This is a genomic window from Micromonospora sp. U56, from assembly GCF_018070095.1.
Classification (GTDB): Bacteria; Actinomycetota; Actinomycetes; order Mycobacteriales; family Micromonosporaceae; genus Micromonospora; species Micromonospora purpureochromogenes.
Map to the genome: position 1 here is coordinate 1 of NZ_JAGPYL010000085.1, position 21,329 is coordinate 21,329.

Sequence of the window (21,329 nt, forward strand, 5' to 3'; positions counted from 1 at the left end):
GCCGGGTTGAGGGCCGGCTCGGGCCGGGCGGGCATTGGGAGGAGTGAGCCGGCCCGGCCGGGGAAGGCCGGGGGTGGGCCGCCCGGCGGTGAGCTGCGGCACCCAGGTGTGATCGGACCGCGTCCGGAGCGACGTGGGAGCATAGAGGGGGCCGGCGGCGCGCCGGCCCGCTCACGTCAGCCGACCAGAACGGACCGCTGTGCCACCGAAGCTCGATCCCGGCGCGAACGCTCCTGGTTCCACCGACCCGGCGCGCATCCGGAACTTCTGCATCATCGCCCACATCGACCACGGGAAGTCGACCCTGGCCGACCGGATGTTGCAGCTCACCGGCGTGGTCGACCCCCGGCAGATGCGCGCGCAGTACCTCGACCGGATGGACATCGAGCGCGAGCGCGGCATCACCATCAAGAGCCAGGCCGTCCGCATGCCGTGGACCATCCGGGAGGGCGACCGGGCCGGCGAGCAGGCCGTGCTCAACATGATCGACACCCCGGGCCACGTCGACTTCACCTACGAGGTGTCCCGCTCGCTGGCCGCCTGCGAGGGCGCCGTCCTGCTGGTCGACGCCGCGCAGGGCATCGAGGCGCAGACGCTGGCCAACCTCTACCTGGCGCTCGAGAACGACCTGCACGTCATCCCGGTGCTCAACAAGATCGACCTGCCGGCCGCCCAGCCGGAGAAGTACGCCGAGGAGCTGGCCCACCTGATCGGTGGCGACCCGGCGGACTGCATCAAGGTCTCCGGCAAGACCGGCGAGGGCGTGCCGTACCTGCTCGACGAGATCGTCCGGCAGTTCAAGCCGCCGGTCGGCAACGCCGAGGCGCCCGCCCGGGCGATGATCTTCGACTCGGTGTACGACGTCTACCGGGGCGTGGTCACCTACGTTCGGGTGATCGACGGGCGGATCAGCGCCCGCGACCGGATCAAGATGATGTCCACCGCGGCGGTGCACGAGCTGCTGGAGATCGGCGTCATCTCGCCGGAGATGGTGAAGGCCGACGCCCTGGGCGTCGGCGAGGTGGGTTACCTGATCACCGGTGTGAAGGACGTCCGGCAGTCCCGGGTCGGTGACACGGTCACCATCAACTCGCGGCCGGCGACCGAGGCCCTGGGTGGCTACAAGGACCCGAAGCCGATGGTCTACTCGGGCCTCTACCCGATCGACGGCTCGGACTACCCCAACCTGCGTGAGGCGCTCGACAAGCTCAAGCTCAACGACGCCGCGCTCGACTACGAGCCGGAGACCTCGGGGGCGCTCGGCTTCGGCTTCCGTTGCGGCTTCCTCGGCCTGCTGCACATGGAGATCATCCAGGAGCGGCTGGAGCGGGAGTACAACCTCGACCTGATCTCCACCGCGCCGAACGTGGTCTACCGGGCCATCACCGAGGACGGCCAGGAGATCGTGGTGACCAACCCGAGCGAGTACCCCACCGGCAAGATCGCCGAGGTGTACGAGCCGGTCGTGCGCGCCACCGTGCTGACCCCGAACGACTACGTGGGCGCGGTGATGGAGCTCTGCCAGGGCCGCCGGGGCAGCCTGCTCGGCATGGACTACCTCTCCGCCGACCGGGTGGAGCTGCGCTACACGCTGCCCCTCGCGGAGATCATCTTCGACTTCTTCGACCAGTTGAAGAGCCGCACCAAGGGCTACGCCTCGTTGGACTACGAGCCCTCCGGTGAGCAGGCGTCCGATCTGGTCAAGGTCGACATCCTGCTGCACGGCGAGCCGGTGGACGCGTTCAGCGCGATCGTGCACAAGGACAAGGCGTACAACTACGGGGTCACCATCGCGGCCAAGCTGCGCAACCTGATCCCGCGCCAGCAGTTCGAGGTGCCGATCCAGGCCGCCATCGGTAGCCGGGTGATCGCGCGGGAGACCATCCGGGCGATCCGCAAGGACGTGCTCGCCAAGTGCTACGGCGGTGACATCAGCCGGAAGCGCAAGCTGCTGGAGAAGCAGAAGGAAGGCAAGAAGCGGATGAAGATGGTCGGCCGGGTGGAGGTCCCCCAGGAGGCCTTCATCGCCGCCCTCTCCTCCGACTCCGGCGACGCCAAGGCACCCGGCAAGAAGTAGCGCGACGGCTGACGGCCGGCATCCTCCTGCGGGGGTGCCGGCCGTTTCGCGTGCGTGCCGCCGGGCCGTATCCGGGAAATTTCCGGTGGCCGCCGCGGCCCCGCCCGGTGTCGGCACATGCGGCCTGAGCTGCGGGTTTGCCGTGCCGCGCGGCAATCGACGCGGGGGTTGCGTATCGACCGGGCGCGACAGCCGTTTCGCTGAGTCGGTTTGGATTTTCGGACGGTCGGGAATCTAGCGGTCACGACAGGAACCACACACACCGTGTGACTCAATCTTGAGAAGGAGGGCGACCGTGGAGCTCACCGTTTGGGGCATCATCACCGCGATCGTTGTTGGTCTCATCGTCGGCGCTCTTGGCCGCCTGGTCGTGCCGGGCCGTCAGAACATGCCGATCTGGCTGCACATGCTGATCGGTATCGGCGCGGCCCTGCTGGGCACCGTGCTGGCGCGCGCCATGGGCATCGCGACGGAGACCGCCGGCATCGACTGGATGGAACTGCTGGTGCAGGTCGTGCTGGCCGCCATCGCCGTGGCCCTGGTGGCCGGCGTGGGTCGTCGCCGCAGCGTCACCCACCGGTAGATCCAGCGCAACGCACGCTCAGCGGGCGCCCGTACCCCTCGGGGGCGGGCGCCCGCTCGCGTCCGCTCCCAGCGACGGCTGCGACGAAAGCGCAGGTCAGGGCGAGTCTCGACCAGATCGTCCCCGGAGTCGGTTTGGGAAATCGCGGGGTCGGGAACCTATCGATCACGCCAAGAATCACACATCGTGTGTCATACCTACCGAAGGAGGACGGTCGTGGAGCTCACCGTCTGGGGCATCATCACCGCCATCGTCGTCGGTCTCATCGTCGGCGCGCTGGGCCGCCTGGTCGTGCCGGGCCGGCAGAACATGCCGATCTGGCTGCACATGCTGATCGGTGTCGGCGCCGCCCTGCTGGGCACCGTGCTGGCGCGGGCCATGGGCATCGCCACCGAGACCGCCGGCATCGACTGGATGGAACTGCTGGTGCAGGTCGTGCTGGCCGCCATCGCCGTGGCCCTGGTGGCCGGCGTGGGTCGCCGCCGCAGCGTCACCCACCGGTAAGCAGCGACAACGCTCTTCGACGGGCGCCCGACCCTGAGGTCGGGCGCCCGTCCGCGTACCCGCAACGGGTCTGCTCCCCGACCCGCCGGCTGCGGTACCGTCGCCTCGCCCGCAACCCGCCCCTGTCGTAAAGGAATTTTTCCTACTAGGGTGCGGCAGAGAAGGTTACTGCCAGACGGCGCGAGGGAGAAGTGGCGTGAACAGGTGGAAGCGGCTGGCCCCGGTCACCGCCGTCGTGGCCTCGGCCGCGATGGTGCTCGCCGGTTGCGGGGGCTCCGGCGACGACGAAGCGGCCGACAAGAGCAAGCTCACGGTCTGGATGATGGGCGAGGGCAGCGACGCCCAGACGAAGTTCCTCGACGGCGTCGAGACCGAGTTCCGGCAGAAGCACCCCGACACCGACGTGGTCGTCCAGTACATCCCCTGGCTGGAGGCGCCGAAGAAGTTCCAGGCGGCGCTCGCCGGCGGTGAGGGGCCGGACGTCACCGAGCTGGGCAACACCGAGACCCAGGGCTGGGCGGCCCAGGAGGCGCTCGCCGACGTCACCGGGAAGATGTCCGGCTGGGCGGAGAGCAAGGACATCCTGCCCGACCTGGTGAAGAACGCCCAGCTCGACGGCAAGCAGTACGGCGTCCCGTGGTACGCCGGCGTCCGCGGCGTCTACTACCGCACCGACTGGTTCGCCGAGGCCGGCGTGAAGACGCCGACCAACTGGGACGAGCTGGTCGCCACCGCCAAGGCCGTGCAGGCCAAGAAGCCGGGCACCTACGGCATCGCGCTGCCGGGCAACTCCGAGCTGCCCTTCTACTCTTTCCTCTGGGGCGCCGGCGGCGAGATCGCCACCAACCAGGGCGGCACCTGGAAGTCCGGTTACACCACCCCCGAGGCGCAGAAGGCGGTCAAGTTCTGGACCGACCTGGTCACCGTGCACAAGGTCGCCCCGCCGGCCGCCGCCGGCTGGAACGAGATCGACGCCCGCACCCAGTTCGCCACCGGCAAGGCGGCGATGGCCTTCGGCGGTAGCTGGCAGGGCGGCGCCATCAAGAAGGACAACCCCGACATCGAGAAGGTCTGGGGCACCTTCCCGATCCCCGGCCCGGACGGCAAGCCGGCCCCGGCGTTCGCCGGCGGCTCGGACGTCGCCCTCTGGAAGGACAGCAAGAAGCAGGACCTGGCGTGGGACTACCTCACCGTCCTGCTGAACAAGAAGAACGCGAAGACCTTCGCCAGCAGCCTGAACTTCTTCCCGGTCTACTCCGACCTGGTCAGCGGCGGCGAGTACGCCAACGACAAGATCATGGCCGCGTTCGCCACCACCATGCAGAACACGAAGGTCACCCCGCTGACCCCGAAGTGGGTGGAGGTCAGCCGCACCAAGACGGTGACCCAGGCGATGAACAGCTCGGTCATGAAGGGCCAGAAGACGGTCGAGCAGGCCACCGCCGACGCCGCCGCCGAGATGGAAAGCATTCTCAACGCCAAGTGAGCTTACTGACCAAGAACACCGGGACTGCCGCCGGGCGGAAGACCTCCGCACGGCGGCGGCCCCGCGTGGACCGCCTGCCGTACCTGCTCCTGCTGCCCTGCCTGGTGGTCATCGGGGTGCTGCTGCTCTGGCCGCTCGGCCAGGTGGTGGCGATGTCGTTCTACAAGCTGGACAGCGTCCGGCAGCTGCGCGGCGACCGCGAGTGGCCGTGGGTGGGACTGGGCAACTACACCCAGATCCTGGGCGACCCGTTCTTCCGTACGGTGCTGCGCAACACGGTGCTCTTCGCCGCCGCGAACGTGGTGCTGACGATGGTCCTCGGCACCCTGGTCGGGCTGCTGCTCAACCGGCTCGGCCGGCGGATGGCCACCTTCGTGGCGAGCTGCGTCATGCTCGCCTGGGCCACCCCGGCGCTGACCGGCACCATCGTCTGGAAGTGGATCTTCGACGACACCAGCGGGCTGGTCACCTGGCTGTTCAACAAGCTGCCCGACGGGCTGTCGACCACGCTCTTCGGCCGCAGCGACTGGACCGGGTACGGCTGGTTCAACTCCCCGCTGCTCTTCTTCGCCATCCTCACCCTGGTGGTGGTCTGGCACTCGTTCCCGTTCATCGCGGTGAGCGTGCTCGCCGGGCTCAAGAGCGTGCCGAGCGAGCTGCACGAGGCGGCCCGGGTCGACGGGGCCGGGCCGTGGAAGGTGTTCTGGAAGATCACCTTCCCGTTGCTGCGGCCGGTTTTCGGGATCCTGATCGTGCTCAGCACCATCTGGGACTTCAAGGTCTTCACCCAGCAGTTCGTGCTGGCCGGCGGCACCCAGGACCGGCCGACGTTCATGCTCTCCATCTACTCGTACGCCGAGGCCTTCTCGCCGCCGCCCAAGTACGGCGTGGGCTCCGCGATCGCGGTCATCCTCACCCTGATCCTGCTGGTGGTGACCGGTCTCTACGTCCGCATGGTGCTCAAGCAGGAGGAGGACGCGTGAGGCGCGGCGCGATGGTGAAGCGGGTCGCCCTCAACGGCGCGGGTCTGCTGGTGGCGCTCTTCGCCGCCTTCCCCGTCTACTGGATGGTCGCCACGTCGCTGAAGCCCAACCGGGAGATCTTCTCGTCGACGCCCCGGCCGGTGCCGGCCGAACCGACCCTGGAGCACTACCGGGAGATCCTCACCGGCAACCTGATCCCGGGCGTGACGTTCGCCGACTTCTTCCTCAACAGCGCTCTGGTGGCGGTGAGCACGGTGCTGCTCAGCGGCCTGGTCGCGCTGCTCGCGGCCACCGCGGTGGCCCGGTTCCGCTTCACGCTCCGGACCAGCTTCCTGATCATGCTGCTGGTGGTGCAGATGATCCCGCTGGAGGCGCTGGTCATCCCGCTGTTCCTGATGATCCAGCGGCTCGGTCTCTACAACACCCTGCCCAGCCTGATCCTGACCTACCTCGGCTTCTCGCTGCCGTTCGCGGTCTGGATGCTGCGCGGCTTCGTGGCCGCGGTGCCCAAGGAGCTGGAGGAGGCCGCGGCGATCGACGGGGCCAGCCGGGCCCAGACCTTCCGCCGGATCCTCTTCCCGCTGGTGGCGCCGGGCCTGGTCGCGACCAGCATCTTCTCCTTCATCACCGCCTGGAACGAGCTGATCTTCGCGTTGACCTTCGTCAACGACCAGGACAAGTACACCCTGCCGGTGGCGATGACCTTCTTCTTCGGCCGGGACGACACCGCGTGGGGGTCCGTGATGGCCGCCTCGACGCTGTTCACCCTGCCGGTGATCGTCTTCTTCCTGCTGGTGCAGCGCCGGATGGTCTCCGGGCTGGTCGCCGGCGCCGTCAAGGGCTGACCCCCGCGCCCTGTCGAGGGCCCGGCCGGCGCCGTCAAGGGCTGACCTGACGGCGGATCGGCGGGTGCCCCGGACCCGGCGTCCACGGCTAGGCTCTGCGCCATGACGGGCAGGCTGGCGGCGGTGAACCTCGGCGTGGTGACCGAGGCGGAGTGGGCGGGCGACCCGAGCGGCCGCAGCGGCATCGACAAGCGACCGGTGGACGGTCCGGTGCTGCTGCGCGCCGACGGGGTGGCCGGGGACTTCATCGGCGAGCGGGCCCACCACGGCGGCCCCGACCAGGCGGTCTACGCGTACGCGGGGGAGGACGCCGAGTGGTGGTCGGCGGAGCTGGGGCGCACCGTCCCGCCCGGCGGGTTCGGCGAGAACCTGACCACCTCGGCGGTGGACGTGACCGGGGCGGTCATCGGCGAGCTGTGGGCGATCGGCTCGGCCGTGCTCCAGGTGACCAAGCCGCGCACCCCCTGCACCACCTTCGCCGGGTTCTGGGGCGTACCCGACCTGATCAAGCGGTTCACGGTGCGGGCGGCGCCCGGGGCGTACCTGCGGGTGCTGCGCGAGGGCGAGATCGGCGCGGGCGACCCGGTCGAGGTGGTGGACCGGCCCGCGCACGGGGTCACCATCGGCGAGGTGTTCCGGGCGATGAACCTCGAACCGGAGCTGCTGCCCCGGCTGCTGGACGCCGCCGAGCTGCCGGAGCCGGTCCTGGAGAAGGTCCGTCGCCGGGTGGCCGGCAGCCGCTCCTGACCGGGTCTCGGGCCGGGCGACACCGGTAGGCCGGCGTCCTGGCCCGGCCGCGAGGCACCAGGGTCACCCCTCGGCGAAGACCTCCGCCAGCACCTGGCCGTCGGCCGGGCGGCCGTCGGAGATCTTGGCCCAGGTGCCGTCCTCGGCGGTCCACTCCAGGCCGGCGAAGCGGACCCGCTTCACCCCGTGGTCGGGCGCGTGCGACACCAGCCAGTGGGCGTACCGCCAGCCGTCGCGACGGTCGGCGGCGGGCACGGTGAGCCCGCTCAGCGCGGCCGCCGTGCCGGTGCCCGGCAGCCCCCAGTCCAGGGTCAGGCCGCGGGTCAGCGCCGCCGCGGCCGCCTCGCCCCGCATGACCGGCGTCCGGCTCACCGTGCAGGCCACCGCGCCGGTCGCCTCGCCGAGCAGGGCGCGGGTCAGCACCTCGGACTCGTCCGCCCACTTCTGGTACGCCGTCGGGAAGGCCGACCGCTGGACCGCCTGGGCCGCGTCGGTGACCCGCATCTCCTCCCAGCCGCGCACCTTCTTCAGCGCGGCGTAGAAGCGGTTGGCCGCGTACCGCTGGTCGCGGATCTGCTGCGGGGTGCCCCAGCCCTGGCTCGGCCGCTGCTGGAACAGGCCGATCGAGTCCCGGTCGCCGCCGGAGAGGTTGCGCAGGCCCGACTCCTGGTACGCGGTGGCCAGCGCGACCACCACCGCCCGCTCGGGCATCTGCCGCTGGATGCCGATCGCCGCGATCGTCGCCGCGTTCGCCATCTGGTCGGCGTCGAGCAGCACCGTGCCGTCGGCCTGGACGGTGCAGCTGCGGCTCGCCACGGGGAGCCGGAGCTGGCCGCCGAGCTGACGGACGACGACCCAGACCCCGAGGAGAGCGACGACCGCGAAGACGACACCGACTGCGACAATTGCCCGACTTCGCACCCGCACCTCCTGTTTCACGGTCATCCCCAGCGTACGTGCCCGAAAAGGCGAGCCGGGTCGGCCGACCGGTTCACGTTTTCGGGAGCAAAGGAAGAAAGCACCCCGAACCGGTGCTACCGGGCCCCGTCTGCCGGACCACCGTCCAGAGCGGCCACCCATCGAGCCAATCGTTTCTCGCGGAAGGCGAGCACGCCCTCGCGGCCCTCGTCGGAGAGGAAGTAGCCGGTGGAGAGGGCGGACAGCTCGGCGATCTCGCCGCGCAGGTCGGTGGGGGCCGGGCGGCGCAGCAGGCCCTTCGCCCCGGCCAGCGCCCCCGGCGCGCCGCGCACCAGCGAGGCGCAGTAGCGCTCCACCGCCGCGTCCAGCCCGTCCGCCGGCACCGCCGCGGTCACCAGGCCGATCTCGGCGGCCCGCCGGCCGTCGAAGGTGTCCCCGGTCAGGTACAGCTCGGCCGCCGCGCGCGGGTGCAGCCGGGGCAGCACCGTGGCGGAGATGACCGCCGGGATCACCCCGATCCGCACCTCGGTGAAGGCGAACGTCGCCTCCTCGGCGCAGACCGCCAGGTCGGCCGCCGCGATCAGGCCCAGCCCGCCGGCCCGCGCCGGCCCGGCCACCTTCGCCAGCACCGGCTTCGGGCACTCCCAGACCGCCGCCAGCACGTCGCCGAGCATCCCGGCCGGCACGCTCCCGCTGGCGTACGCGGCGGCCGTCTGCTTCAGGTCCGCGCCGGAGCAGAAGACCGGCCCGGTGTGGTCCAGCACGATCACCCGGACGGCGGCGTCGGCGACCGCCGCGGCGATCCCGGCCAGCAGCTCGGTCATCAGTGGCGTGGAGAGCGCGTTGCGGTTGTGCGGGCTGTCCAGGGTGAGGGTGGTCACCCCACTGGCCGTGGTGACCCGCACGAGGCGGTCGGGAGAGGTCATGCCGGGCACACTAGTGGCCATGCCCGGCGTCCTTCCAGAAGGCGAGACCGTCCCCGTCGACGGGTCGCTGCCCGCCACCGCCCTGAACGCGGTCGGCGCGCGCGGCTTCGGCGTGTACGTCCACGTGCCGTTCTGTGCCAGCCGCTGCGGCTACTGCGACTTCAACACCTACACCTCGGCCGAACTCGGTGGCGGCGCCGACCGGGAGTCGTACGCCGACACCGTGCTGGCCGAGCTGGCGCTGGCGGCCCGGGTCCTCGGCGACACCCCGCCGCCCCGGGTGGACACCGTCTTCGTCGGCGGTGGCACGCCGACCCTGCTCCCCGCCGACGACCTGGCCCGCATCCTGGACGGCATCGACCGCACCTGGGGGCTGGCCGCCGACGCCGAGGTGACCACCGAGGCCAACCCGGAGTCGGTGACGCCGGAGTCGCTGCGCACCCTGCGCGCGGCCGGCTACACCCGGATCTCCCTGGGCATGCAGTCCGCCGCACCCGGGGTGCTGGCGATCCTCGATCGCCGGCACAGCGCCGGCCGGGCGGTCGCCGCCGCGCTGGAGGCCCGCGACGCCGGGTTCGACCACGTCAACCTGGACCTGATCTACGGCACGCCGGGGGAGAGCGCGGCGGACTTCGCCGCCTCCCTCGAGCAGGTGGTCGCCGCCGGGGTGGACCACGTCAGCGCGTACGCCCTGATCGTGGAGGACGGCACCCGGCTCGCCGCCCGGATGCGGCGCGGCGAGCTGCCGTACCCGTCGGACGACGTGGCGGCGGACCGGTACCTGGCGGCGGAGGCCGCCCTCGGCGCGGCCGGCTTCTCCTGGTACGAGGTCTCCAACTGGGCCCGCTCCGAGGCGGCCCGGTGCCGGCACAACCTGCTCTACTGGACCGGCGCGGACTGGTGGGGCCTCGGCCCGGGGGCGCACAGCCACGTCGGCGGGGTGCGCTGGTGGAACGTCAAGCACCCCACCGCGTACGCGAAGCGCCTGGCCGCCGGGGAGTCACCCGGCCTGGCCCGGGAGGTGCTGACCGCTGGCGAGGCGCACATGGAGGACGTCATGCTCCGGCTGCGGCTCGCCTCCGGCCTGCCGCTGGACGCCCTCGACCCGGCGGGTCGGGCGGGTGCCGAGCGGGCGCTGGCCGACGGCCTGCTGGACCCCGCGGGGCACGCGGCGGGGCGGGCGGTGCTCACCCTGCGCGGTCGGCTGCTGGCCGACGCCGTGGTCCGCGACCTGCTGCCCTGATCCCGGCCGGCCCGGGTGGGCCGGCCGGGACCGGTCACTTCTTGAAGGCGTAGCTCGCCGGGTAGCGGTAGACGACGCCCTCGGTGGCCTTCACCCCGCCGATGATGCCGAAGATGATCGGCACCAGAGCGGTCAGGATCGGGATGAAGAAGAGCACCCCGCAGGTGACGATAGCCAGGACGAAGCCGATGACGTTGGCGATCGCCCAGGTGATCTGGAAGTTCAGCGAGGCCGTGGCGTGCGCCCGCACGGTCGGGGACTGCTGGCCCTTGGCGGAGAGCGCGATCAGCGGCGCCACCCAGCCGAGCAGGCTGCCGCCGACGATCACGCCGACCGGGCCGCCGAAGTGCGCGATCAGCGACCAGGTCCTGTCGTCGTCGGTGGCGTAGCCGCCGCCCGGGGCGCCGTAGCCGCCGCCGGGAGCGCCGTAGCCGCCGGCGGTCGGATAGCCGACGCCCGGCGCGGCGTAACCACCCGGCGGTGGGTAGCCGCCCGCCGGCGGTTGGTCACCGGTGGGTGGCGGATAGCCACCGGGCGGGGGATAGCCGCCCGCCCCGGGTGCCCCGGACAGTGGTGCGGTGGGCGGCTCGTACGACGAGCCGGACGGGGCGGTCGGGTCCGGGCGGTCGCCGGGGTCCCCCGCTCCGGGAGGGCGAGGTGGTTCAGTCATGGACGTCACGGTAGGGGTTGCCGGCAAGCCCTCACCAGAGCGACACCGCCCCGGATGTCCGGATGATCGGCCCTGGCGCTCCGTCCGGGTGGCGGGGCGCACCCGTGGTCCGTCGCTGATCATCGCGTCAGCGGGGACGCCGACGTAGACTGGCACTCGCTACAGTCGAGTGCCAGTGCGCTCGCCCGGGGCGCCTCAGCCGCTCCGGGCCGACGTGCGTCAGGAGGTGGGGAGATGGGTCTCGACGACCGCAAGCTCGCCGTGCTGCGCGCGATCGTCGAGGACTACGTCGCCACCCAGGAGCCGGTCGGCAGCAAGGCCCTGGTCGAGCGGCACCAGCTCGGCGTCTCGCCGGCCACGGTGCGCAACGACATGGCCGTGCTGGAGGAGGAGGGCTACATCCGGCAGCCGCACACCAGTGCCGGCCGGGTGCCCACCGACCGTGGCTACCGCCTCTTCGTCGACCGGCTGTCCCGGGTCAAGCCGCTGAGCCCGGCCGAGCGCCGGGCGATCGAGCGCTTCCTGGTCGGCGCCGTCGACCTGGACGACGTGGTGCACCGCACCGTGCGGCTGCTGGCCCAGCTGACCCGGCAGGTCGCCGTGGTGCAGTACCCGTCGCTGGCCCGCTCCTCGGTGCGCCACCTGGAGCTGGTGCCGATCTCCACCACCCGGCTGATGCTGGTCATGATCGCCGACACCGGCCGGGTCGAGCAGCGGCTGGTGGAGCTGCCCGCGCCGATCCCCGCCGACCACGTCACCGACCTGCGCCGGCTGGTCAACGAGAAGCTGGTGGGCAGCCGGCTGTCGGAGACCCCGCCGCTGGTCCAGGCGCTGGTCGACGAGTCCGCGCCGCACCTGCGCGGGGCGATGACCACGCTCTCCACGGTGCTGCTGGAGACCCTGGTCGAACGGCACGAGGAGCGCATCGCGCTCGCCGGCACCGCGAACCTCACCCGGGGCGGCCTGCTCGACTTCCAGGGCTCGCTGCGGCCCATCCTGGAGGCGCTGGAGGAGGAGGTGGTGATGCTCAAGCTGATCGGCGAGGCCGAGTCGACCACCACCCGGGTGCTGATCGGCGACGAGAACGAGATCGACAACCTGCGGGCCGCCTCCGTGGTCAGCACCGGCTACGGGCCGGGGGCGACCGCGCTCGGCGGGCTGGGCGTGTTGGGCCCCACCCGGATGGACTACCCCGGCACCATCGCCACGGTGAGGGCCGTGGCACGCTACGTGGGCGAACTGCTGGCCCAGAACTGATCCAGGGCAGGGGCCGGCACCCGGCCCCGGCCGACGACCGGCGCAACGCGAGACGAACATGAGGACACCGAACGCAGTGGCCAGGGACTACTACGGCATTCTCGGCGTGAGCCGGGAAGCCTCCGACGACGAGATCAAGCGCGCCTACCGCAAGCTGGCGCGGCAGTTCCACCCGGACGTCAATCCGGACCCGGAGGCCCAGGAGAAGTTCAAGGACATCAACGCCGCGTACGAGGTCCTCTCGGACGACCGGAAACGGCAGATCGTCGACCTGGGTGGCGACCCGCTCGCCCCGGGTGGCGGCGGCGCGGGGCCGGGCGGTCCCGGCGGCGCGGGCCCGTTCGTCGGCTTCCAGGACATCATGGACGCGTTCTTCGGCGGCGCCGCGGGTGGCGCCCGGGGGCCGCGACCGCGTACCCGGCCGGGCGCCGACGCGATCCTGCGGCTGGAGCTGGACCTGCACGAGACCGCGTTCGGCGTCGAGGCGCCGATCACGGTCGACACCGCGGTGCTCTGTACCACCTGCGCCGGCGCCGGCACCGCCGCCGGCACCCACCTGGCCACCTGCGAGGCGTGCGGTGGCCGGGGCGAGGTGCAGTCGGTGCAGCGCACCTTCCTCGGCCAGGTGGTCTCCGCCCGCCCCTGCACCGTCTGCCAGGGGTACGGCACCACCATCCCGCATCCCTGCCCGACCTGCGCCGGCGACGGCCGGGTGCGCACCCGGCGCTCGCTGACCGTCAAGATCCCCGCCGGGGTCGAGGACGGCATGCGGATCCGGCTCGCCCAGCAGGGTGAGGTGGGCCCGGGCGGCGGCACCGCCGGGGACCTCTACGTGGAGATCCACGAGCGGCCGCACGACGTGTACTCCCGCAAGGGCGACGACCTGCACTGCCGGGTCACCGTGCCGATGACCGCCGCCGCGCTCGGCACCCGGCTGACCATCAAGACGCTGGACAGCGAGGAGACGGTCGACGTCAAGGCCGGCACCCAGCCGGGCAGCACGCTGCGGCTGCGGGCCCGGGGTGTGCCGCACCTGCGCGGCACCGGCCGGGGCGACCTCTACGTCCACCTCGACGTGCGGACGCCGACGAAGCTCGACGCCGACCAGGAGAAGATGCTGCGCGACTTCGCCAAGACCCGGGGCGAGGAGGTCGCCGAGCTGACCAAGCAGGGCGGCTTCTTCTCCCGGATGCGCGACGCCTTCAACGGGCACGCCTGAGGTGTCCGCGCCGCTGTTCCTGGTCGAGGCGCTGCCCACCGGCGACACGCTGACCCTGGACGGCCCGGAGGGCCACCACGCGGCCACCGTGCAGCGGCTGCGCGTCGGCGAGGAGCTGCTGCTGGCCGACGGCCGGGGCGGCACGGCCGCCGCCGTGGTCACCGCCGTCGGCCGGGGCACCCTCGACGTGCGGGTCACCTCCCGGGGGTACGCCGACGCGCCGGTCCCCCGGATCGTCGTGGTGCAGGGCATCGCCAAGGGAGACCGGGGCGAACTGGCCGTGCAGGCGATGACCGAGGTCGGAGTGGACGAGATCGTGCCCTGGGCGGCGTCCCGCTCGGTGACCCAGTGGCGCGGCGACCGGGGCGTACGGGCCCGGGACAAGTGGGTGGCGACCGCCCGGGAGGCGGCCAAGCAGGCCCGCCGGCCCTGGCTGCCGGTGGTGGCCGGAGCTCCGGACGAGTCCACCGGGACCGTGGTGCGGCGGATCGCCGGCGCCGGTGCCGCGTTCGTGCTGCACGAGGAGGCCGAGGAGCGGCTGAGCACCGCCGAGCTGCCGCAGACCGGCGAGATCGTGCTGGTGGTCGGCCCGGAGGGCGGCATCGCCCCGGTCGAGTTGACCGCCTTCGCCGACGCCGGCGCCCGCCCGGTGCGGCTCGGTCCGTCGGTGCTGCGCACCTCCACCGCCGGGGTGGCCGCCCTGAGCGTCCTCGCCACCCGCCTCTCCCGCTGGTAAACCCCCACCCCACCCCGCCCCGGGCTGGGCCGCACGCCGGGCCGCCCCGCGCCGGGCCCGGCCGCGGGCACTTTCACTGAATGAGTGGCTATTCCGCGCCGGATAGGCACTCATTCAGTGAAACTGCGTGGATCCTGAGGTGTGGCGGGGGCCGGCCGGCGTCAGGTACGCAGGTAGGAGGCGCCGTTGAGGTCGACGATGGTGCCGGAGGCCCACTGCGCCTCGGGGCTGGCCAGCCAGTGCACGGCGGCGGCGATCTCCTCGGGGCGGGCCACCCGGCCGAACGGGCTCTGCGCCCGGATCGCGTCGCCCTGCTCGCCGGTCAGGTGCTCCGTGGTCATGTCGGTCGCCACGAAGCCCGGGGCGACCGTGGCGACCGCGATGCCGTACGGGGCGAGCGCGACGGCGAGGGACTGCCCGAGCGCGTTCAGGCCGGCCTTGCTGGCGCCGTACGCGGGCTGGTCCGGCTCGCCCCGGAACGCGCCCCGCGACGACACGTTCACCACCCGGCCACCGCGCTCCCGCATGTGCTGGGCAGCGCACCAGGTGACGTTGCCCGCCCCGGTCAGGTTGGTCTCCAGCACCCGCCGCCACTGCCGCTGCCACTGCTCGTACGAGGCGCCGAAGACCGGGTGCGGGGCGTCCCGCTCGCCGTACACGCCGGCGTTGTTGACCAGCACGTCGAGCCCCCCGAGCCGGGCGGCGGCGTCGTCCACCATGGCCCGTACCGCCGCCGGGTCGGTGAGGTCCGCGCGGACCACCACGTGGCCGTCGCCGGGCAGCTCGGCGCGGAGCGCCTCGGCCAGCTCGGCCGAGTCCCGGTGGTGGATCGCCACCCGGTCCCCGGCCGCCGCGAACGCCCGCGCCACCGCGCGGCCGATGCCGCGCGACGCCCCCGTCACCAGTACCGCTCGTGAAGTCACGCGGCACATCATGCCCGAGCCGCTCGGCACGCCTTACCATGCCCCGATGGGATCCGACTGCCTGTTCTGCCGCATCGCCGCCGGGGAGATCCCGGCCACCATCGTCCGGGAAACCGACACCACCCTCGCCTTCCGCGACCTCGACCCGAAGGCGCCGGTGCACGTGCTGGTCATCCCGAAGGAGCACTACGCCGACGTCGCCACGCTGGCACAGGGCGACCCGAAGCTCGCCGGCGACCTGCTCGCCACGGCGGCCGCGGTGGCGGAGGACGAGGGGCTGCTCGGGGACGGCTTCCGGCTGATGTTCAACACCGGCGCGTACGGCGGCCAAGAGCTCTTCCACGTGCACGCGCACCTGCTCGGCGGCGCGCCGCTCGGCCCGATGCTGGCCCGGAACGTCGCGTGACGGCTGGCCCCGACCGGCTGGCCCGGATGGTGCGCCGGGTGCAGGCGCAGGCCCGGGTGCCGGCCCTGGCGGCGGCCCTGCACCGCGCCGACCGGCCGCTGTGGACCTGCGAGGTCGGCGGCACCGGCACCGACGCCGACCTCGGCCCGGGCACCCGGTTCCGGATCGGCTCGGTGACCAAGACCTTCACCTCGGTGCTGGTGATGCAGTGCCGCGACGACGGCCTGCTCGACCTGGACGACCCGATCGGCCGTCACCTGGCGCTGCCGGCGCACGGCGAGCTGACCGTACGCCGGCTGCTGTCGCACACCGCCGGCCTGCAACGCGAGCCGTACGGTGACGTCTGGGACACGCTGCGCGCCCCCGGCGCGGACGAACTCGTCGCCGAGCTGGCCCGGGCCGAGCGGGTGCTGCCGACCGGTCGCCGCTACCACTACTCCAACCTGGGCATGGCGCTGCTCGGCCGGCTGGTCGGCGAGCTGCGCGGCAGCTCCTGGTCAGAGGTGCTCACCGAGCGGGTGCTGACCCCACTGGGCCTGGCCGCCACCTCGGTCACGCCGGGGCCGGCGGCGGCCACCGGGTTTCTGGTCGACGCCTACTCCGACGAGGCGCACCCGGAGCCGCCGACCGACTTCGGTGCGATCGCCCCGGCCGCCCAGCTCTGGAGCACCGCGACCGACATGGCCCGGTGGGCGGCCTTCCTGGCCGACCCGGTGGCGCTGGACCCGGCCGGGGCGGTGCTCGCCGCGGCCTCGCTGGACGAGATGCGCTGGCCGCTGACCACCACCGACGAGACGCTCTGGGCGGCCGGTTTCGGGCTCGGCCTGATCCTGGTGCCGTACCCCGACCGGGTGGTGCACGTGGGGCACGACGGCGCGATGCCGGGCTTCCTCGCCGCGGTCTACGGCCGGCGCGGCGGCGACGGCACGGCCGGCGCGATGGGCTGCGCGGTGCTCGGCTCCTCCGGCACCGCGGCGGAGGTCTTCGACCTGCCGCACCGGCTGCTCGCCGCGTCCGCCGAGCACGACCCGGCGGACGTCACTCCGTGGCGGCCGGGCGAACCCGCCCCCGGGCCGCTGCGCGGGATGCTGGGCCGCTGGTGGGGCGAGGGCTTCGAATACGTCTTCAGCTGGCACGACGGCGCGCTGCGCGCCCGGGGCGCCGACGACCCGGCGGGGAAGCCCCCGGCGGTCTTCGCGCCGCTGCCGGACGCTCCGGACGTCTTCCGGACGGTCGCCGGGCGGGAGGTCGGCGAGCTGCTGCGGCTGACCCGGGACGAGCACGGCACGGTGGTCCGGATGCACTGGGCGACCTACCGCTTCACCCGCCGTCAGGAGGCCTTCGACCGGTACGACTTCCGCGCCGGCTGACCCGACCCCCGCCCTGGGCGCGGGTGCGTGGTGTGGGTGCCGCCCGGAGGTATCGCCCACCCTGCGCCCGCCCCGGAGGCGGGCGGAAATGGACGCGGTGCCGTCGGGGTTGAGCGGATACGATGGGTGTAACGTCCGCACGCCGCGCCAGCAGGGCCGGCGCCCGAGATCGGAAGCAGGTGGCGCAGGGCCCGACGGCCCGATTTATGACCGGCACCCCACCTCCCGGCCCGCCCCGGGTGCAGACCAGGATCACCGTTCCCGATTCCAAGATCATGGTCAACCTGCTCGGCGCGGCCGACGAGATCCTGCGCCTCGTCGAACGCTCGGTCGACAGTGACGTGCACGTGCGCGGCAACGAGATCACCATCACCGGTGCCCCCGCGGACAACGCCCTCGCCGAGCGCCTCTTCAGCGAGCTGCTCGAACTGATCGAGAAAGGCGAGACCCTGACCACTGACGCCGTCCGGCGTACCGTCGGCATGCTCGAGCAGGGCAGCGCGGAGCGGCCCGCCGAGGTCCTCACCCTCAACATCCTCTCCCGGCGCGGGCGCACCATCCGCCCCAAGACGCTCGGGCAGAAGCGCTACGTCGACGCGATCGACTCGCACACCATCGTCTTCGGCATCGGCCCCGCCGGCACCGGAAAGACCTACCTCGCCATGGCGAAGGCCGTCCAGGCGCTCCAGGCGAAGCAGGTCAACCGGATCATCCTGACCCGGCCGGCGGTCGAGGCGGGGGAGCGGCTGGGCTTCCTGCCCGGCACCCTCAACGAGAAGATCGACCCGTACCTGCGGCCGCTCTACGACGCGCTGCACGACATGCTCGACCCGGAGTCCATCCCCAAGCTGATGGCCGCCGGCACGATCGAGGTCGCGCCGCTGGCGTACATGCGGGGCCGGACCCTCAACGACGCGTTCATCATCCTGGACGAGGCGCAGAACACCACGCCCGAGCAGATGAAGATGTTCCTCACCCGACTCGGCTTCAACTCCAAGATCGTGGTGACCGGTGACGTCACCCAGGTGGACCTCCCCGGCGGTACGACCAGCGGCCTGCGGGTGGTCCGAGAGATCCTGGAGAACGTCGAGGACGTGCACTTCGCCCAGCTCTCCAGCTCGGACGTGGTCCGGCACAAGCTGGTCGGCGAGATCGTCGACGCGTACGCCCGCTGGGACGCCGAGCGGGAGAACCAGCAGGCGCAGAGCGTGCACGCCGTGCCGGGGCGGACCGCCCAGGGCGGCCGGGCCGGCCGGCGCCGCTAACCCAGAGGAAGACAGTTGTCCATCGAGATCGCGAACGAGTCAGGTGTCGTCGTCGACACCGACGCCGTGCTCGCCGTCGCCCGGCACGCCCTCGACGAGATGGGGGTCAACCCCCTCGCCGAGCTCTCCGTGCTGCTGGTCGACATCGAGTACATGACCGAGCTGAACCACCGCTGGATGGGTGGGGACGGGCCGACCGACGTGCTCGCCTTCCCGATGGACGAGGGCAGCGTCGACCACGGTCCGGGGGAGAGCGCCCCGGCCGGCGGTGAGCCGGCCCTGCTCGGCGACATCGTGCTCTGCCCGGAGGTGGCGGCCAAGCAGGCCGCCACCGCCGGCCACACCACCGCCGACGAGCTGCACCTGCTCACCGTGCACGGCGTGCTGCACCTGCTCGGGTACGACCACGCCGAGCCGGAGGAGGAGCGGGAGATGTTCACGCTCCAGGCCCGACTGCTGGCCAGCTGGCGGTCGACCCGGACCCGGTGATGACCACCCAGGCGGCGGCCGCCGCCGGCCTACCCGACCTCCAGCTCATCTTCTTCGCGGCGGGGCTGGTGGTGCTCGCCGGTCTGATCGCGATGACCGAGGCGGCGCTCGCCGCCGTCTCCCCGGCCCGGGCCGCCGAGCTGGCCCGGGACGGGGCGCGCGGCGCGCGGACCCTCCAGGCCGTCGCCGGCGACGTGGTCCGCCACCTCAACCTGTTGCTGCTGCTCCGGCTGCTGGCCGAGCTGACCGCCACCACGCTGGTCGCCCTCGTCGCGGTGGACACCTTCGGCGCGGGCTGGCGGGCGGCGCTGATCACCGCCGGCGCGATGACCGTGGTCAGCTTCGTCGCGGTCGGGGTGGCCCCGCGCACCATCGGCCGGCAGCACGCGTACGCGGTGGGCCGGGCGGTGGCGCCGCTGGTCCGCTGGCTGGGGCGGGCGCTGAACCCGCTCGCCTCGCTGCTGATCCTGATCGGCAACGCGGTCACCCCGGGGCGCGGCTTCCGGGAGGGGCCGTTCGCCAGCCAGGTGGAGCTGCGCGAGCTGGTCGACCTGGCCGAGCAGCGCGGCGTCGTGGAGCACGGCGAGCGGCAGATGATCCACTCGGTCTTCGCGCTCGGCGACACCATCGCCCGCGAGGTGATGGTGCCCCGCACGGAGATGGTCTGGATAGAGGAGGGCAAGACGCTCTCCCAGGCGCTGGCGCTCTTCCTGCGCTCCGGCTTCTCCCGCATCCCGGTCATCGGCGAGAGCGTCGACGACGTGCTCGGCGTGCTCTACCTCAAGGACCTCATCCGGCGCACCCGGGGCGGCGACCTGCGGGCCCACCAGAGCCCGGTCTCCGAGCTGATGCGGCCGGCGACCTTCGTGCCCGAGTCCAAGCCGGTCGACGACCTGCTCTCGGAGATGCAGGCCGCCCGCAACCACCTGGTCATCGTCGTCGACGAGTACGGCGGCACCGGCGGCCTGGTGACGATCGAGGACATCCTGGAGGAGATCGTCGGCGAGATCACCGACGAGTACGATGTCGAACGCCCGCCGGTGGAACACCTGGAGGACGGCGCGGTGCGGGTCACCGCCCGGCTCCCGGTGGAGAACCTGGGCGAGCTGTTCGACACCGAACTGCCCACCGACGAGGTGGAGACCGTCGGCGGCCTGCTGGCCCAGTCCCTGGGCCGGGTGCCGATCCCCGGCGCCCGCGCCGAGGTGGCCGGGCTGCGGCTGATCGCCGAGGGCACCACCGGGCGGCGCAACCGGATAGACACCGTGCTGGTCAGCCGGGTCGAACCGAGTGACGCGCCGGACGGTGCGGGGCGCGGCGAGCAGGCCGAGACCCGCAACAACCAGACCAGAACCGAGGAGAGGCAACCCGCCGATGCCTGAGTCACCCGTCGTACCGGCCGCCCGGCCCACCCCGTCCGACCCGGCCGAACTGAGCGCCGAGGACGGCAAGCTGGTCGTCCTGGCGCGGGGCGCCCGGGGCCGGGTCGCGGCCGTCGAGGGCGCGGCGGTGCGGGACCAGGACGGTCGGACGTACGCTGCGGCGAGCGTCTCGCTGCCCTCGCTGACCATCACCGCGCTCCAGCTCGCTGTGGCCTCCGCCGTGGCGGCGGGCGCGAGCCGGCTGGAGGCGGCCGTGGTGGTGACCGAGGCGTCGACGCTGGACGGGGCGGGGCACGCCGCCGTGCGCGACCTCTCCGCCGACGCGCCGATCCACGTCGCGGCGCCGGACGGCACGGTCCTCGGCACGGTGGTCGAGTGACCGGCACCGAGGAGCGTCCGTACCGGGCCGGGTTCGCCTGTTTCGTCGGGCGGCCCAACGCGGGCAAGTCGACGCTGACCAACGCGATCGTCGGCCAGAAGATCGCGATCACCTCCAACAAGCCGCAGACCACCCGGCACATCATCCGGGCCGTGCTGCACCGTCCGGACTCGCAGCTCGTGCTGGTCGACACCCCCGGCCTGCACCGCCCCCGGACGCTGCTCGGCGAACGCCTCAACGACCTGGTCCGCTCGACCTGGAGCGAGGTCGACGTGATCGGCCTCTGCATCCCGGCGGACGAGCCGATCGGCCGGGGCGACCGGTTCATCACCGGTGAGCTGGCCGAGCTGAAGGCCACCGTGCTGGCCGTGGTGACCAAGACCGACCTGGTCGACAAGAAGCGCCTCGCCGAGCAGCTGCTGGCGGTCAGCCAGCTGGGCGAGTTCGCCGAGGTGGTGCCGGTCAGCGCGGTCTCCGGGCACCAGGTGGACACGCTGGTCGACGTGATGACCAAGTACCTGCCGCCGTCGCCGCAGCTCTACCCGGACGACATGCTCACCGACGACCCCGAGCAGGTGATGGTCGCCGAGCTGATCCGGGAGGCGGCGCTGGAGGGGGTCCGGGACGAACTGCCGCACTCGATCGCGGTCGTCGTCGAGGAGATGATCCCCGAGGGCCAGGTCATGAAGATCTTCGCCGACGTCTACGTCGAGCGGCCCAGCCAGAAGGCGATCGTGATCGGTCACCGGGCCAGCCGGCTGAAGGCGGTCGGCACGGCGGCCCGCAAGCAGATCGAGGAGTTGCTGGGCAGCCGGGTCTACCTGGACCTGCACGTACGGGTGGCCAAGGACTGGCAGCGGGACCCGAAGCAGCTGCGCAAGCTCGGCTTCTGACCGCACCGCGGGCGGTGACCGGCGATGT

22 protein-coding genes are annotated in these 21,329 nt (G+C 72.5%); 18 read left to right on the forward strand and 4 right to left on the reverse strand.

Translation table 11 applies throughout. The features are described 5' to 3' along the window. Window positions 1-199: 199 nt before the first annotated feature. The 7 genes from lepA to KBX37_RS24240 all read left to right on the forward strand — a co-directional run bounded on the left by lepA (window position 200) and on the right by KBX37_RS24240 (window position 7,225). The gene (gene lepA / locus KBX37_RS24210) at window positions 200-2,077 is read left to right on the forward strand and encodes a translation elongation factor 4 (protein WP_210778206.1); all 1,878 of its coding nucleotides are present in this window, start codon (window positions 200-202) and stop codon (window positions 2,075-2,077) included. Window positions 2,078-2,372: 295 nt separating this feature from the next. After that, window positions 2,373-2,660 (forward strand): GlsB/YeaQ/YmgE family stress response membrane protein, encoded by a 288-nt coding sequence (locus KBX37_RS24215; RefSeq protein ID WP_210778207.1) that lies wholly within the window; start codon window positions 2,373-2,375, stop codon window positions 2,658-2,660. 216 nt (window positions 2,661-2,876) lie between these two features. Continuing rightward, window positions 2,877-3,164, forward strand: a complete 288-nt coding sequence (locus tag KBX37_RS24220) for a GlsB/YeaQ/YmgE family stress response membrane protein (RefSeq protein ID WP_210778208.1) — start codon at window positions 2,877-2,879, stop codon at window positions 3,162-3,164. A 196-nt stretch (window positions 3,165-3,360) separates the two neighbouring features. After that, complete coding sequence (locus tag KBX37_RS24225; RefSeq protein WP_210778209.1) at window positions 3,361-4,650, forward strand: sugar ABC transporter substrate-binding protein; 1,290 nt, start codon at window positions 3,361-3,363, stop codon at window positions 4,648-4,650. Continuing rightward, a complete protein-coding gene (locus KBX37_RS24230; RefSeq protein WP_210778210.1) occupies window positions 4,647-5,633 on the forward strand; it encodes a carbohydrate ABC transporter permease in 987 nt (328 codons plus the stop codon). Before KBX37_RS24225 ends, KBX37_RS24230 begins: the two co-directional genes overlap by 4 nt. Window positions 5,634-5,644: 11 nt before the next feature. After that, window positions 5,645-6,478, forward strand: a complete 834-nt coding sequence (locus KBX37_RS24235; RefSeq protein ID WP_210778228.1) for a carbohydrate ABC transporter permease — start codon at window positions 5,645-5,647, stop codon at window positions 6,476-6,478. Window positions 6,479-6,580: 102 nt separating this feature from the next. Next, window positions 6,581-7,225 carry an MOSC domain-containing protein gene (locus tag KBX37_RS24240; RefSeq protein ID WP_210778211.1) on the forward strand — a complete coding sequence of 215 codons (645 nt, stop codon included), beginning with the start codon at window positions 6,581-6,583 and terminating at the stop codon, window positions 7,223-7,225. Window positions 7,226-7,288: 63 nt separating this feature from the next. On the opposite strand, the gene KBX37_RS24245 is transcribed toward KBX37_RS24240, so the two are convergent. Further along, window positions 7,289-8,152 (reverse strand): hypothetical protein, encoded by an 864-nt coding sequence (locus tag KBX37_RS24245; protein ID WP_210778229.1) that lies wholly within the window; start codon window positions 8,150-8,152, stop codon window positions 7,289-7,291. A gap of 107 nt (window positions 8,153-8,259) precedes the next feature. Next, window positions 8,260-9,069, reverse strand: coding sequence for an enoyl-CoA hydratase-related protein (locus KBX37_RS24250; RefSeq protein ID WP_210778212.1), 810 nt, complete (start codon window positions 9,067-9,069; stop codon window positions 8,260-8,262). 19 nt (window positions 9,070-9,088) lie between these two features. Here KBX37_RS24250 and hemW point away from each other — a divergent pair, with 19 nt between their 5' ends. Then, a complete protein-coding gene (hemW, locus tag KBX37_RS24255) occupies window positions 9,089-10,312 on the forward strand; it encodes a radical SAM family heme chaperone HemW (protein ID WP_210778230.1) in 1,224 nt (407 codons plus the stop codon). 34 nt (window positions 10,313-10,346) lie between these two features. Here hemW and KBX37_RS24260 read toward each other — a convergent pair whose 3' ends face one another. Then, on the reverse strand, window positions 10,347-10,982 hold the full coding sequence (locus KBX37_RS24260) for a DUF4870 domain-containing protein (protein ID WP_210778213.1): 636 nt from the start codon (window positions 10,980-10,982) through the stop codon (window positions 10,347-10,349). Window positions 10,983-11,216: 234 nt separating this feature from the next. On the opposite strand from KBX37_RS24260, the gene hrcA reads away from it, so the two are divergent. From hrcA to KBX37_RS24275, 3 genes are all read left to right on the forward strand, one after another. Continuing rightward, on the forward strand, window positions 11,217-12,239 hold the full coding sequence (gene hrcA / locus KBX37_RS24265; protein WP_210778214.1) for a heat-inducible transcriptional repressor HrcA: 1,023 nt from the start codon (window positions 11,217-11,219) through the stop codon (window positions 12,237-12,239). Window positions 12,240-12,315: 76 nt separating this feature from the next. Further along, entirely contained in the window at window positions 12,316-13,458 is a 1,143-nt protein-coding gene (gene dnaJ, locus KBX37_RS24270) for a molecular chaperone DnaJ (RefSeq protein ID WP_210778231.1), read from the forward strand. Window position 13,459: 1 nt separating this feature from the next. Beyond that, entirely contained in the window at window positions 13,460-14,194 is a 735-nt protein-coding gene (locus KBX37_RS24275; RefSeq protein WP_210778215.1) for a 16S rRNA (uracil(1498)-N(3))-methyltransferase, read from the forward strand. 161 nt (window positions 14,195-14,355) lie between these two features. Here the strand turns inward: KBX37_RS24275 and KBX37_RS24280 are convergent, their stop codons facing one another. Then, on the reverse strand, window positions 14,356-15,117 hold the full coding sequence (locus KBX37_RS24280; RefSeq protein WP_210778216.1) for an SDR family NAD(P)-dependent oxidoreductase: 762 nt from the start codon (window positions 15,115-15,117) through the stop codon (window positions 14,356-14,358). Window positions 15,118-15,163: 46 nt separating this feature from the next. Between KBX37_RS24280 and KBX37_RS24285 the strand changes: the two genes are divergently transcribed. The 7 genes from KBX37_RS24285 to era all read left to right on the forward strand — a co-directional run bounded on the left by KBX37_RS24285 (window position 15,164) and on the right by era (window position 21,301). Further along, window positions 15,164-15,523: a histidine triad nucleotide-binding protein gene (locus KBX37_RS24285; protein WP_210778217.1), complete on the forward strand. Its 360-nt coding sequence runs from the start codon at window positions 15,164-15,166 to the stop codon at window positions 15,521-15,523. Further along, window positions 15,520-16,893, forward strand: coding sequence for a serine hydrolase (locus tag KBX37_RS24290; RefSeq protein ID WP_210778218.1), 1,374 nt, complete (start codon window positions 15,520-15,522; stop codon window positions 16,891-16,893). Before KBX37_RS24285 ends, KBX37_RS24290 begins: the two co-directional genes overlap by 4 nt. A gap of 206 nt (window positions 16,894-17,099) precedes the next feature. Further along, window positions 17,100-18,158, forward strand: coding sequence for a PhoH family protein (locus KBX37_RS24295; protein ID WP_210778219.1), 1,059 nt, complete (start codon window positions 17,100-17,102; stop codon window positions 18,156-18,158). A 15-nt stretch (window positions 18,159-18,173) separates the two neighbouring features. After that, window positions 18,174-18,647, forward strand: coding sequence for an rRNA maturation RNase YbeY (gene ybeY, locus KBX37_RS24300; protein ID WP_210778220.1), 474 nt, complete (start codon window positions 18,174-18,176; stop codon window positions 18,645-18,647). Then, a complete protein-coding gene (locus tag KBX37_RS24305; RefSeq protein ID WP_210778232.1) occupies window positions 18,623-20,029 on the forward strand; it encodes a hemolysin family protein in 1,407 nt (468 codons plus the stop codon). The genes ybeY and KBX37_RS24305 overlap by 25 nt, the downstream gene beginning before the upstream one ends. Next, a complete protein-coding gene (locus tag KBX37_RS24310) occupies window positions 20,022-20,408 on the forward strand; it encodes a cytidine deaminase (RefSeq protein ID WP_210778221.1) in 387 nt (128 codons plus the stop codon). Before KBX37_RS24305 ends, KBX37_RS24310 begins: the two co-directional genes overlap by 8 nt. Then, window positions 20,405-21,301 (forward strand): GTPase Era, encoded by an 897-nt coding sequence (gene era, locus KBX37_RS24315; RefSeq protein WP_210778222.1) that lies wholly within the window; start codon window positions 20,405-20,407, stop codon window positions 21,299-21,301. The genes KBX37_RS24310 and era overlap by 4 nt, the downstream gene beginning before the upstream one ends. Window positions 21,302-21,329: the final 28 nt, after the last annotated feature.